At 70.1% G+C, this 13321-nt stretch carries 7 protein-coding genes; 3 read left to right on the top strand and 4 right to left on the bottom strand.

What is annotated here, in order from left to right; all coding sequences use genetic code 11:
• Positions 1-63: 63 nt before the first annotated feature.
• Positions 64-1779: a VanW family protein gene (locus ASE43_RS08585; protein WP_057160169.1), complete on the bottom strand. Its 1716-nt coding sequence runs from the start codon at positions 1777-1779 to the stop codon at positions 64-66.
• Between the two features lie 71 nt (positions 1780-1850).
• On the bottom strand, positions 1851-2681 hold the full coding sequence (locus ASE43_RS08580; protein WP_057160168.1) for an NYN domain-containing protein: 831 nt from the start codon (positions 2679-2681) through the stop codon (positions 1851-1853).
• A gap of 151 nt (positions 2682-2832) precedes the next feature.
• Here ASE43_RS08580 and tal point away from each other — a divergent pair, with 151 nt between their 5' ends.
• The 3 genes from tal (at position 2833) to ASE43_RS08565 (ending at position 6705) form a co-directional block, all read left to right on the top strand.
• The gene (tal, locus tag ASE43_RS08575; RefSeq protein WP_056177946.1) at positions 2833-3786 is read left to right on the top strand and encodes a transaldolase; all 954 of its coding nucleotides are present in this window, start codon (positions 2833-2835) and stop codon (positions 3784-3786) included.
• A 10-nt stretch (positions 3787-3796) separates the two neighbouring features.
• Entirely contained in the window at positions 3797-5071 is a 1275-nt protein-coding gene (locus ASE43_RS08570) for an NAD(P)/FAD-dependent oxidoreductase (protein WP_057160167.1), read from the top strand.
• Positions 5072-5214: 143 nt separating this feature from the next.
• Positions 5215-6705: a hypothetical protein gene (locus ASE43_RS08565; protein WP_057160166.1), complete on the top strand. Its 1491-nt coding sequence runs from the start codon at positions 5215-5217 to the stop codon at positions 6703-6705.
• 64 nt (positions 6706-6769) lie between these two features.
• On the opposite strand, the gene rpoH is transcribed toward ASE43_RS08565, so the two are convergent.
• A complete protein-coding gene (gene rpoH / locus ASE43_RS08560; RefSeq protein WP_056177941.1) occupies positions 6770-7648 on the bottom strand; it encodes an RNA polymerase sigma factor RpoH in 879 nt (292 codons plus the stop codon).
• A 407-nt stretch (positions 7649-8055) separates the two neighbouring features.
• On the bottom strand, positions 8056-13164 hold the full coding sequence (locus ASE43_RS08555; protein WP_057160165.1) for a non-ribosomal peptide synthetase: 5109 nt from the start codon (positions 13162-13164) through the stop codon (positions 8056-8058).
• Positions 13165-13321 lie beyond the last annotated feature (157 nt).

The raw sequence follows: 13321 nt of genomic DNA, 5'->3' as shown, positions 1-13321 counted from the left end.
CGCGCGCGCGGGACCGGACGGCGCCGCCGTACCGCGGCGCATGCGCGCGGCACGGGCCGCGCTTCAGTGCGGCAAGGCGTCGAGCACCGCCGCACGCAGCGCCGCGACGTCGCCGGCGTCGACCTGGCGCCAACCGCCCATGCGCGAGTCCAGGCCACAGGCCGCGGTCGCGATCACCGGCACGCCGCTGGCCAGCGCGCTCAACAAGGCGCGCGGTTGATGCTCGACCCAGGCGGGCAACGCGACCGCATCGGCTTCGAGCAACCCCTGTCGGTACGAGGCGACACGACGCAGGCTCGCGCGTCCCGGGTCCAGACCGCGCTCGCTATCGCCGGGCGGGAGCAGGATCTCGACCTCCTGATCGCCCAACGCGGCCAACAATTCGAGGATGCCCTTGCGCGCCAACGGCGACGCCGGGAAGAACACGCGCGCGCGGCCGCTGCGGGGCAAGCGCGCATCGACGGGCAAAGCCTCAGGCAGGGCCCAGGCCAGCGGCTGCGCGCGCGCGCCGGCCAGATCGAGAATCTGCGCGTGCGGGCTCCACCAGGCCTCCGCCGCCAGCAAGCCGTTCCACTCGGCCTCGATCAGCGCCGGATCGGCGCGGAAATCGCGCAGCGACAGCACCTGCGGATGCCGCTGCGAGGCGCGATCGAGTTCGGCCTGCAGGGTGCGCATCGGCAGCGCGCTCATCATCACCGCGTAGCGGCGGCCGGCCAGTTCGCCTTCGCGCCACAGGAAGGGCAGCAGGCTCTGCGGCAGCACCAGGTCCAGATCGTTGGGCCGCAACTGCCGCGCCAGATCGCGCGCATGCGCGCGCAACTGCGCCAGGCGCACCTGCGGCAGGGCCTGGCCGCGCCAGCGGCCATAGCGCCAGGCCAGCGATTGCAGCACGCGCCGCGGCAGCGCCTGAGCCGGAAAGCGACGGCCGCCCGGACCGAACACGCGGTCGCCGTCGCCACGCTGCTCCTTCAGCGCGGCGCGGAACTCGGGCCAGGCGTCCTCCATCCACCACAGCCGACGCAGTCCGTCCGCGCTGGGGCCGGTGTGCCGATGGCATTCGTGCTGTTCGCAACTGCCGCAGTCGTTGCTGGCTTCGGGCGGACGCCGCGGCGATACCGCCAGCGGCCAGCCGTGCTCGCTCGCGTTGCGATGGCCGCGAATGCGCAGCCGCAAGCGCTGCGCATCCATGCTCACCTCCAGCCGCCAGGCGAACGGCGCGCGCAGGCGCAGGTCCAGGTAGTTCCAGAACACGGTGGCGTCGCGATCCTGCTCGGCCAGCGAGCCGGGCAGCACGCGCGAATGACGATGACGCTCGACGATCTCCAGCCCGGCGCGCACCGCGCCGTCGTAGAGCGCATTGCTGAGCTGGCACAGGCCGCCGCCCACCGCGGGAATCACGCAGCCCTCGCGCAGTTCGCGGCCGACCGCATAGCCGCGGCGGCGGGTGGCGCGGCCGACCTGCTTCCAGAAACCGAAGGTGGCGCCGGCCGCCACTTCCACGCCGTGCAACCGCTTCAGCGCCAGACGCAGGTTCTGCAATTTGCCGGCGACCAGCAGCGGATCGGCCTCGTCCAGCGGCCACAGCGGGCTTTCGAATTCGGCCAGCACCGGCGCGGCGCGCAATGCGTCGGCGCGCGCGTGCCGGCGCGGGCGCTGCCGATCCAAGGCGTCGCGCCACCAGCGCAGCCCGCGCAGGCCCCAGGCCTTGCACTCGAACACGACCGCCTGCCGCCGTGTCGGCAAGGCGGTGCCGGCCGTCTCGATCGCTGCGACATTCATGCTGCTTTCGGTCCCCTGTCGAAACTCAAGCGATCGCCGTACGACCGCCGCATCCGTAGCGCAAGCGATCGCTAGCCGCCGGCCTTGCCTGTGCCGGACTTCGTGCCCGCCTTGGCGACGCTCGGTTTTCCTGCGCCCGACTTGGCGACGGCCGGCTTCGCGCCGCCCTTGGGCTTCTCGCGGACCCATACGATTTTGTTGTCGCGGCGCACCTCGAACAAGCCGATGGCCTCGATCAAGTCGCTGAGCTTGCGATAGCCGTAGTTGCGCGAATCGAACGAGGCCTGGTTGCCGATCTGTTGTCCGACCGCCGCCAGCGGCGACCAGCCGTCGTCGCCGTTGACCGCATCGACGGCGCTGCGCAGCATCTGCAGCAGCTTGGTGTCGCCTCGCAGCTCCTTGGCGCTGCGTAGCGGCGTGGTCGCGAGCTCGGCCGCCGGCACGTCGGTGCCCGCCGGTTGACCCAGCGCTTCGACATAGGTGAACTTGGAGCAGGCGTTGACGAAAGGCTCGGGCGTTTTCTTCTCACCGAAGCCGTAGACCTTGACGCCATCGGTGAGCAAACGCATCACCAGCGGCGTGAAATCGGCATCGCTGGACACGATCGCGAAGCCGTCCAGATTGCGCGCGTACAGCAGGTCCATGGCATCGATCACCATCGCCATGTCCGAGGCGTTCTTGCCCTTGCTGTAGGCGAACTGCTGGATCGGCCGGATCGCGTACTCGTGCAATACCGCTTCCCAACTCTGTAGATTGGAACTCTTCCAGTTGCCATAAGCGCGGCGCACGTTGGCGGCGCCGTAGCGCGCCACCTCCGCCAGAATCACATCGATCTTGGCGGCCGGCGCGTTGTCCGCGTCGATCAGTAGCGCGATACGCTTTTCTTCCGTGGCGACGGCCATGCTATCGGTCTCCGAGGCCGCGGCCGGCCCCTTGCCGCCAGCCTAGCGCAACCGCACCTGCGGCGCGTGTCAGAAGATAGGCCGGCTTCATCACCGCCCCGCCGCGATAGGCGAGAATGGCGGCGAATCCGACGACCAAAGAAACCCACCCATGACCAGCCAACTCGAACACCTGCGGACGCTGTCCTCGGTGGTCGCCGACACCGGCGACATCGAGGCGATCGCGCGCTTCCGCCCGCTCGACGCCACCACCAACCCCTCCCTGCTGCTGAAGGCGGCCTCGCTGCCGGCGTACGCGCCGCTGATCGACGCCGCGCTCGCCCGCAGCCGCTACGAATTCAGCGACGACCGCATCGCCGACGCCAGCGACCGCCTGGCCGTGGCCATCGGCGGCGAGATCCTCAAACTGATTCCCGGCCGCGTCTCCACCGAAGTCGACGCGCGCCTGAGCTTCGACACCGAGGCCACCCTGGCCAAGGCGCGCCGGCTGGTCCAGCTGTACGCCGAGGCCGGCATCCACCGCGACCGCCTGCTGATCAAGATCGCCTCGACCTGGGAAGGCATCCGCGCCGCCGAGCAGCTCGAACGCGAAGGCATCCACTGCAACCTCACCCTGCTGTTCTCCTTCGCCCAGGCCATCGCCTGCGCCGAGGCCGGCGTCTATCTGATTTCGCCCTTCGTCGGCCGCATCCTCGACTGGCATCTGGCCAACGGCATGAGCCCGCCGGCCACGCCGCAGGACGATCCCGGCGTGCAGTCGGTGACCCAGATCTGGCGCTACTACAAGGCCCTGGGCTACAAGACCGTGGTCATGGGCGCGAGCTTCCGCAACGTCGGCCAGGTGTTGGCGCTGGCCGGCTGCGACCGCCTGACGATCTCGCCGGACCTGCTGGGCGAACTCGAAAAGCGCGACGGCGAGGTGCCGCGCGCCCTCATCGACGACGGCGAACGCTACGAAGGCCCGCGCCCGATGAGCGAGGCCGAGTTCCGCTGGCTGCACAACCAGGATGCGATGGCCACCGACAAGCTCGCCGACGGCATCCGTCGCTTCGCCGCCGACCAGCACACCCTGGAAGACCTGCTGCGGCAGCGTCTGGAAGACTGAGGACGCGCGCATGAGCCATGAACCTCCGGGAGGCGGCAAGCGCGTCGCCCATATCGTGATCGTGGGCGGCGGCTTCGGCGGCCTGTGGACCACGCGCGCGTTGGCCTCGGCCGACGTGCGCATCACCCTGATCGACCGCCGCAACCACCACCTGTTCCAGCCGCTGCTGTACCAGGTGGCCACCGCCGGCCTGTCCTCGCCCGACATCGCCGCGCCGCTGCGCCACATCCTGCGCGGCCAACGCAACGTCGAGGTGCGGCTGGGCGAGGTCGTCGGCCTGGATGCGGCCGCGCGCGAGGTCGAACTCGCCGACGGCGACCGCATCGGCTACGACATGCTGCTGCTCGCCAGCGGCGCCTCCCATGCTTATTTCGGCCACGACGACTGGGCGCAGGACGCGCCCGGCCTGAAGACCCTGGACGACGCCCTGCACATCCGGCGTCGCCTGTTGCTCGCGTTCGAACGCGCCGAGGCCGCGCAGGACGAAGCCGAACGCGCGGCCTGGCTGAGTTTCGCCGTGGTCGGCGGCGGCCCCACCGGCGTCGAACTGGCCGGCACCCTGGCCGAGATCGCGCGCAAGACCCTGCGCCGCGAGTTCCGCCGCATCGACCCGGCCCAGGCCAAGGTGCGTCTGATCGAAGCCGGCCCGCGCGTGCTGTCCAGCTTTCCCGAGGAACTGTCGGAGAAGGCGCGCAAGCAGCTGCAGAAGCTCGGCGTCGAAGTCGTCACCGGCACGCCGGTCAACGCGATCGACGAGCACGGCTACACCCTGGGCAACACCGTCGTGCCCGCGCGCACGGTGATCTGGGCCGCCGGCGTGGCCGCGTCCAAGCTGGGCGCCTTGCTGGATGCGCCGCGCGACCGCGCCGGCCGGGTCCAGGTGCGGCCCGACCTCAGCGTGCCCGGCCATCCGGAGATCTTCGTCGCCGGCGACCTGGCCAGCGTGCAGCAGGACGGCAAGCCGGTGCCCGGCGTCGCGCCCGCGGCCAAGCAGATGGGCGCGTACGTCGCGCGCGCGATCCTCGACCGCCTCGCAGGCCGGCCGACCGCACCGTTCCGCTACAAGGACTACGGCAACCTGGCCACGATCGGGCGCATGGCGGCGGTGGTCGACGTGCACGGCTTCAAACTCTCGGGCCTGCTGGCCTGGTGGTTCTGGCTGGCCGCGCACGTGTTCTTCCTGATCGGCTTCCGCAACCGCGTGATCGTGCTGATCAACTGGGCCTGGGCGTATTGGAGCTATCAGCGCCACGCCCGCATCATCCTCGGCGATCGCGACGACTAGCCGCGGCGCGGCGGACGCGCGCCGCGTCCGCCGCGCACTCGGATTCGAGGATCAGTCCACGCGCGCGGCCGCCGGCCGCGCGCACCGACGATGCGTTAGCATCGCCCGGACCGAGGCCCGCCTCCTCTCATCGCAGGGACGCCATGAGCGACGCACCGCACCCCAACGCCATCGCGGACCGGCCGCGCGCTAGCGCGCTCGCCCCCCTGCTGCTGGCGCTGGCCGCCTGCTCCCCCGGCGACGCACCCAGCGCGCCCGCCAGCGCGGCGCGCGCGCCGTTCGCGGACGCGGCCAAAGCCCAGGCAGCGCCCGCCAGCGCCGACGCGGTCGAGGAGTTCCTGCAGCAGGTCCGCGTCGAAAGCGACGCCGCCGACGCCCGCGACAAGCAGCAAGGCAACATGGGCTACACCGGCCGTCTGGCCGAAGCCATCGCCAGCGAAGTCGCCTATGCCGAAAAAGGCGGCGCCGCACGCCGCTTCGTGGTCGCCAACCGGCTATGGGCGCTGGCGCCGGCGACTTCGGAGCGACTGCATCGCAGCGCCGACGAACTGCTGCCAGACCAGCCGCTGATCGTCTATGAGCTGGCCTTGCACTACACCCGCAACGACGACTGCCCGCGCGCGCTGCCGCTATGGAAGCGACTGAAGACCGTTGGCGCGTTGCCGCCGCAGGCGACCTTCCTGTACGCCTACTGCCAACTCGCCACCGGCGACGAGCGCGGCGCCTACGACCTGGTGCAGGCCTCCAAGGTGCGCGAGTCGCATGTCGGCGCCGAGAAAATGTCCTACGCCGTGTTCGGCGGCACCGACTACCTGACGCTGCACGACGAGGACTACCGCAAAGCCGAAGCCGGCGACCGCGTCGCTCTGGACCGCGCGCTGGCGCGCGCCTTCGACTGGCGCAGCGACTGGTGGAACTACGGACAGAACGCGGCCGCGCGCGACGCGCTGCACGACCTGATGGCGCGCCTGTGGTCCGCGCAGAAGCGCGAACGCGCCGAATGGGACTGCCTGTGGCCGCTGTTGATCGACAGCGAGCGCAAACTCGGCGTCGCCGACCTCGATCGCTGCCAGCTCCTGGTCGGCGCGCACTCCTATCCGGCGAGTTCGGCGCTGGGCCGGATCGTGCTCGGGCGTCTGGCCGCGGACGCGGAGGACGAACTCGACTTCTCGGCGTTCCACGCCCGCCACGCCGCGACCCTGCGCGAACGCGCCTACAGCAGCGCCGGCGATTTCGAGGCCCTGCGCGTGCTGGCCTTCCTGCAGCAGAGCGTCGGCGACGAAGCCGGCCTGGCGCAGACGGACGAACTGGGCTGGAAACGCTACCGCGACGAAACCTTCGCGCGCAGCCGCATCGAACATGCCCACCCCGCCCCGGGGCAAACGCCGGACGCCGCGTTCCGCGCCATGCTGCAACAGGCGATGCGCGACTTTCCGCAGGTGCCGCGCTTCATCCTGATCGATGCGGTCTACCGGCATCCGGATGGGGAACTGCCGGTCGCGGATCTGAGCCGTCTGCTGCAGGCCGAAACCCGCGACCTCAACCTCAGTCAGGGCCAGGCCGGCGTCCGCTCGTCCACGCAGTTGCTGTCGATGTACCGCCGCCTGGGACAGGCCTTGAACGCGACGCCCTGAGGCGGCGCCCAAAACGAAACGGCCCGGTTTCCCGGGCCGTTTTGGTTGCGTTGGCTACCGCGGATCAGGCCGCGAACAGCGCCCGCATCTTCTTCAGCGCGTTGGCTTCGATCTGGCGGATGCGCTCGGCGCTGACGCCATATTCGTCGGCCAGTTCCTGCAGCGTGATCTTGCTGTCGGCGTCCAGCCAGCGGCGCTTGACGATGTCGCGCGAACGCTCGTCCAGGCCCGACAGGCCTTCGCGCAGCAGAGCGAGCTGGTTGTCTTCCTCGTCCTCGCGCTCGTAGCTCTGCGACGGGTCCTCGTCGTGCGCGCGCAGGTACGCGGCCGGCGACGGCGGCGCGTGGTCGTCGTCCTCGTCGGCCGGCGCATCGAAACCGACGTCGCGGCCGGACAGGCGCGACTCCATCTCCAGCACTTCGCGCTCGGAGACGTTGAGGTCCTTGGCGACCTGGCTGACTTCCTCGGCGTTCATCCAACCCAGGCGCTTCTTGCTCTTGCGCAGGTTGAAGAACAGCTTGCGCTGCGCCTTGGTCGTGGCGACCTTGACGATGCGCCAGTTCTTGAGGATGAACTCGTGCATCTCGGCGCGGATCCAATGGACCGCGAACGAGACCAGGCGCACGCCCTGTTCCGGGTCGAAGCGCTTCACCGCCTTCATCAGGCCGATGTTGCCTTCCTGGATCAGGTCGCCGATCTGCAGGCCGTAACCGTTATAGCCACGGGCGACGTGCACCACGAAGCGCAGGTGCGAATGCACCAGCTCGCGGGCGGCGTCGAGGTCTTCTTCGTCGCGGAAGCGGCGCGCCAAGTCCTGCTCGTCCTCGGCGGTCAGCACCGGGATGCGGTGCACCGCGCCGATATACGCGTCCAGCGAACCGAGCGCGCTGGGCACAGGCAGGTTGTTGGCGACTAGGGCGTTCGAGAGGGGGATCTGGGTCATGGCAGCCATCTTAGCAGTCGGGGTCTATGACTGCTAAAGACCCCGGAAGTTCCGCAGTGTTGCGTGGATAGAACGAACGCCGATCCGGTCCGGGCCCGGCACCAAGCCGCCCCCTTTCCTGGAAAGACAAGAAATTAACATTTAAAATCAATTACTTATGAAAACACATTCCGGGTGTCCAAGGACTGAACCGAGCGGCCCGGCCGCAACCGCACGGTCATCGCGCCCCTGTAAACGACGTGGGGCCGCACTAGGCGGCCCCAAGCCCTGACCTTCGGCAGGGGGCCGGCGCCGCTTCGGCGCCACGGTTTCAGAGCCGCAGGCTCAGGCCACCGCCAGCGCGCCCGCCGCAAGGCGCTTGGCCGCGCGCCGCGTTCGCCCAGCGCCTCCCCGAAAACGCAGCGGCCTCAAGATCGGCCGCCCCCCCAGCCCGCGCGAGCGATGCGCGACAGCGCCGTGCGCAGCCGCCGCCAACCGTGTTCCCACAGGCCGCTCAGCGCGCGCTTCGTGGGCGGCCGCGCATTCGCCGCCACCTGCTTGGCCAGCACATGCAGGCTACCGGTCGCGAGCTGGAGCATGGTGATCCTGGCGCCGGTCGCGGCTTCGATCCGTGCGACCGCCCGCATCGCCAACAGGGAATGGCCGCCCAGCTCGAAGAAGTTGTCGTGGCGGCCGACCCGCTCCACGCCGATCAGCGCCTGCCAGATGGCGGCGATCGTCTGTTCGATCTCGCCGCGCGGCGGCTCGAAACCGGAACCGGCCTGCGCGGCTTCGGGCGCCGGCAGGGCGGCGCGGTCGAGCTTGCCGTTGGGCGCCAAGGGCAGGCTCGACAGGCACTGGATGTGGCTGGGCAGCATGTACTCGGGCAGCGCCTCGCGCAGATGCGCACGCAGCGCGTTCGCGTCCGGCGCGTCCGCCGTCGGGACCACATAGGCCACCAGCCGCGGATCGTCCACGGCGTCCTTGCGCACCACCACGACCGCATGCGCCACCTGCGGATGGCTGAGCAGCCGGGCTTCGATCTCTCCGGGCTCGATGCGATGCCCACGCAGCTTGACCTGGAAGTCCAGCCGACCCAGATGCTCGAGCAGGCCGTCGGCGCACCAGCGCCCGCGGTCGCCGGTTCGATACAGGCGCGCGCCGACCCGGCTGTCGAAGGGATCGTCCACGAATCGTTGCGCGGTCAGCTCGGGGCGGTCGTGATAACCCAGGCTGAGCCCGGCGCCGCCGATGTAGATCTCGCCCGCCACGTCGAGCGGGCACGGACGCAGATGGGCATCGAGCACGTGAATGCTGGTATTGGCGATGGGACCGCCGATCGACATGGCGCGCTCGGGCCTGACCTGCCAGCAGGTCGACCACACCGTGGTCTCGGTCGGGCCATACAGGTTCCAGGTTTCCGCGCCGCGCGCGAGCAAGGCCAGCGACAGATCGTCGGCCAGGGCTTCGCCGCCGACCAGAATCTTGAAGCGGGCGTCGCCCTGCCAGCCGGCCTCGATCAGCATCCGCCAGGTCGCCGGCGTGGCCTGCATCACGGTGGCCTGGCTGGATTCCAACAGGGCGCGCAGGGCGACGCCGTCGGATGCGATCTCGCGGCTGGCGATGACCACCTCCGCGCCGACGCACAAGGGCAGCAGCAACTCCAGCGCGGCGATGTCGAAACTCAGGGTGGTGACCGCCATCAGGCGGTTGGACGCGCTCAGCCCAGGCGCCGACGCCATGCTGGCGAGAAAGTTCTCCAGCGCGCGATGCGGCACCACCACGCCCTTGGGCGTTCCGGTCGAACCGGAGGTGTAGATCACGTAGGCGGGGTCTTGCGCGCGCGCGTCGCGCTGCGGGTCCGCGCTCCATTCGATGTCGGCCCCGTCGTCCGACTCGGCGATCAAGTCGGCCAGATCCAGCCCGCGCTCCGGGGGCAGGATCGCCTGCCATCGTTCCGCGGCGCCCACCATCAGATCCAGGCCCGCGTCGCCGGCCATATAGGCCAGACGCGACCACGGATACTCGGGGTCGAGCGGCACATAGGCGGCGCCCGCCCGCAGGATCGCCAGCAGCGTCACCACCATCCCGGTGCCGCGCGGCAGGCAGACGCCGACCCGCGAGCCGCGCGCCACGCCGCGCGCGCGCAACCGATGCGCGGCGCGGTGCACCCGCGCGCAGAGCTCGCGATAGCTCAAGCGTTCGTCGCCGTAGCGCAGTGCCGGCGCATCGGGGCGATGGGCCATGCGCGCGGCCAGTTGGTCCACGACCCGACCGTCCTGCCCCAGCGGGCGAGCGGTCGCATTGCCGTCGATTACGAGCCGCCGATATTCCTCGCCTGGCAGCACGTCGAGGGTGGCGATGTCGTCGTCGCCGCCGGCTTCCAAGGCCGACACCAAGGCGGCGATCGCGGTGGACGCATAGGCGGCGATGCGCGCCGGATCGGCGCCGGCGATGCATTGGGCGGTGAGGACGAAGCCGTCGCCGCACTGGTCGACCGTCAGCGAGATCGGATAGTTGGTGCGTTCCTCGTCGGACAGCAGGGTGATGCCGGACAGGCGCGGATCGCGAGCGGCGCCGCTACCGGCGTGGAAATGCCCCGCGTCGCCATGGCGGTAGTTGAGCAGGGAGTTGAACAGCGGCGCAGGCGCCGGCACGGCGCTGCACGATCGCGCCAGCACCAGCGAGGCGTGTTCGTGTTCCAGCAACTCCGCCAACTGCGCATGCACCGCCGCGACGGTCCGGCGCACGCTGCCCTGCGTCAGTCTGACCCGCAGCGGCAAGGTATTCATCAACAGGCCCACGCATCCGTTGGTCTCGTCGCCGGTGGCGAGGCGGCCGGAAAGCACGGTGCCGAACACGACGTCGTCGCGGCCGTCGCAGCGCGCGAGCACCATCGCCCAGGCCACATGGAACAGCACGGCCGCACTGACGCCCGCCGCGCGCGCCGACGCGGACAACCGCGCGCACATCGCCGGGTCCAGCCGGATCCGGCTTTCCGTCGCCTGGTGGCCATCGTTGCGGACATCGACCAGGCCGAACGGGGTCGTGGGTTCACACAGGTCGCCGAGCTCGCGTTCGAAATAGGCTTTCGCGCCGGCCTGGTCGCGCGACAAGGTCTGGCCGACGAAAGTGCGGAACGACGGCACCGGCCCGGACAGGCGCTCCGGCGCGCCCGCCAGGATCGCCGCGACTTCGTCCCACAGCACATCCTCGGACACGTTGTCGTTGATGATGTGGTGCGACAGCAAGGCGAGCGTGCAGCCCTCGCCCTTCGCATCGCCCAGCATCACCGCGGAGAACAGCGGCGCCTGGTCCAGGGCCATGCGTCGCATCAGCGGATCGGTGCACGCCAGCAGGCGCGCGCGGCCATCGCGCCGACCGCGCAGCTTGAGCACCGGCAGCTGCGCGCGCCGCAATACCACCTGCACCGGTCGCGACAGGCCGCGCCAGAGTATCGCCGTGCGGAACGCATCGTGGCGATCGATGACCTGTTGCAGCGCGGCCAGGAACCGCTGCGCGCGCGCTCTCGAATCGAAGCCGAGCAAGCGTCGCGACAGATAGGCATCGCCCTGCTGCTGCAAACGGTGATGGAACAGCATCCCCTCCTGCAGCGGCAGCAGCGGATAGATGTTCTGGATGTTGCCCGCCCCGCCCGGCACCTCGGCCGCGATCCGCGCCAGTTCCCGCGCATCGAGATCGAGCAAGGGAAACATCTCCGGGGTGATGACGATCGCGTCTTCCGGCACGTGCGACACGGGCAGCGCGACGACGGCGGGTGGCCGCGTGGCGGTCATCGCGGCGCACAGGCCCGCGAGCGTGGGATGGGCGAACACCATGTGCGCGTCCACCGTCCACCCGTGTTGGCGCAGCCGGTGCAGCATCGCGACCAGTAGCAGCGAATGGCCGCCGAGTTCGAAGAAGTGGTCGTCGCGGCCGACCTGCTCCAGACCCAGCAGCGACCGCCAGAGGCCGGCGACCTCCTGCTCGAGCTCGCCGCGCGGCGCATCGAAGGCCTGCTGGGCGAGGGACGCGCGCGACGGCGCCGGCAGCCGCGCGCGATCGATCTTGCCGCTGGCCAGCATCGGCAGCCGCGCAAGCAGCACGAAGGCGGAGGGCAGCATGTGCCCGGGCAAGCGCAGCCGCAGCGCCACACGCAGCGCGTCGGCCTTCAGATCCGCGCCCGAGGCATAGGCCACCAGCCGCGGCTCGCCGCGCGCATCCTCGCGCAGCACCACCGCGCAGTCCACGACCCCGTCGATCGCGGCCAAGGCCGACTCCACCTCTCCCAGTTCGATCCGATAGCCGCGCACCTTCACCTGCGTGTCGGTGCGGCCGATGAAGTCGAAGTTGCCGTCCGCGCGCTGGCGCACCCGGTCGCCGGTGCGGAACATGCGCGCGCCGGGACGCGAGGGATGCTCGATGAAGCGCTCGGCCGTCAGCCGCGGCTGGTTGCGGTAGCCGCGCGCCACGCCCGCGCCGCCCACGTGCAATTCGCCGACCGCTCCCGGCGGCACCTGCCGTTGCTGCGCGTCCAGCACTTCGCACCAGACGCGGTCGATCGGTCGGCCGATCGGCACCGCCGCATCGCCCGCCAGCTCGGCGGGGACTTCGTAGTGGGTCGCGTCGATGGTGGTCTCGGTCGGCCCGTAAAAGTTGCCCAGCCGCGCGCCGGGCGCGATCTCGCGCAACCGGCGCGCCAGTTCCGCGGTCAGCGCGTCGCCGCCGCAGGCCACGTAACGCAAGCTGGCCGGGGCCAGCGAGGGCTCGCCGAGCAGGCCGCGCAGAAGCGAGGGCACGCAGTTCAACAAGCTCACTTGCCGCCCCGCGATCAAGGCGGCTAGGTAGGGCATGTCCAATTGCCGCGAGGGATGGGCCAGCACCAGCGCGGCGCCGCTTTGCAGGGGCGCGAAGAATTCCACCAGCGTGGCATCGAAACTGATCGAATTGCACTGCAGGATGCGGTCGTCGGGAACGATGGCGACGACCTCGCGCAACCATGCCGCATGACTGGCCAGTCCCCGGTGCAGCAACTCCACGCCCTTGGGCGGCCCGGTCGAGCCGGAGGTATAGATAACGTAGGCGAGTTGTTCTTCCGCTATCTCGATGTCCAGATCGCTCGCCGCCCACTGCGACAGCGCATCCCAGGCCGTATCCACGCATACGCATTCGACGCCATGGCTATTCGCAGGCAGTCGCTCGCGCAGCCACGACTGGGTCAGGACCACGGGCGCGGCGGTGTCGGCGAGCATGAACGCCAGCCGGTCCGCCGGGTAGTTGGGATCCAGCGGTACGAACGCGCCCCCCGCCTTCAGGACCGCCAACAGCGCCACGGGCAGATCCAGCGAGCGCTCCATCAGAACGCCGACGCAGACCTCCTCCCGGACGCCCAACGCGCGCAGGTGCCGGGCCAGGCTATTGGCGCGGGCGTTGAGTTCGGCGTAGCGCAGCGATTGTTCGCCGCAGAGCGCGGCGACTGCATCCGGCGAACACGCGGCCTGACGCTCGATCGGTCCGTGCACAGGATCGAAGCGCATTCTTTCACGCGCGAGCGCGACCTGTACTGTCGCCAACATGAGCCCGATGCCCCCTTCGTCGCACGCGGGACAGAGGAGACGATGGCGATCCGCCCACGGCGAGGCCTGTTAGATCGGTCACGCCCAACCACCCGAGACGGCGACTCAATAAGCCTAA

The sequence above is a fragment of the Lysobacter sp. Root983 genome, assembly GCF_001429345.1.
In the GTDB taxonomy this organism is placed as follows: domain Bacteria; phylum Pseudomonadota; class Gammaproteobacteria; order Xanthomonadales; family Xanthomonadaceae; genus Lysobacter.
This window is presented reverse-complemented; position numbering and strand designations above follow the sequence as displayed.